The following is a 591-nucleotide window of genomic DNA, read 5'->3' as shown; positions in this document are numbered from 1 at the left end:
GCCAAGTCCCGGCGGCATCGGATGTCGATGGAACGATCGCCGGTTACGACCTGGCGACGGATGTCGGCACCGGCAATGGTTCATTGACGTTCAACGCCGACGGTTCCTACAGCTTCGCCCCCGGCACCGACTTCGACGCTCTGGCCGCCGGCGAGAGTCGCGACGTCACCTTCAGCTACACCGCCACCGATAATGACGGTGGGGTCAGTGCACCGAAGACGGTGACGATCACCGTGACCGGCACCAACGATGCGCCGGTCGCCGTCGCCGATACCGGCATCACGGGCGAGAACGCTACTCTCAATGTCTCCGCGGCCCAGGGCGTGTTGGCCAACGACAGCGATGTCGATGGCGGCACGCTGAGTGTCAGCGCGGTCAACGGCGTAACAGGTAGCGTCGGGCAGGCCATCACCGGCTCCAACGGCGGCACCTTCACGCTGAACGCGGATGGCTCCTACAGCTTCAATCCTGGCACGGCGTTCGATCGCCTGGCCGCGGGTCAGACCGATACCACTAAAGTCAGCTACACCGTCAGCGATGGCCAGGGCGGCACCGCCACCTCGACGCTGACCGTAACGGTGACCGGCACCC

Annotated in this window: 1 protein-coding gene; it reads left to right on the top strand. The window is 65.3% G+C overall.

Translation table 11 applies throughout. The features are described 5' to 3' along the window. The coding region (locus tag BTW07_RS19185) for an Ig-like domain-containing protein (protein ID WP_167369305.1) at window positions 1-591 on the top strand (591 nt) is incomplete at both ends.

The sequence above is a fragment of the Salinicola socius genome (assembly GCF_001937195.1).
GTDB classification, from domain to species: Bacteria; Pseudomonadota; Gammaproteobacteria; order Pseudomonadales; family Halomonadaceae; genus Salinicola; species Salinicola socius.
Note: the sequence above shows the minus strand (reverse complement) of the source record. Positions and strands in the feature narration are given on the sequence as shown.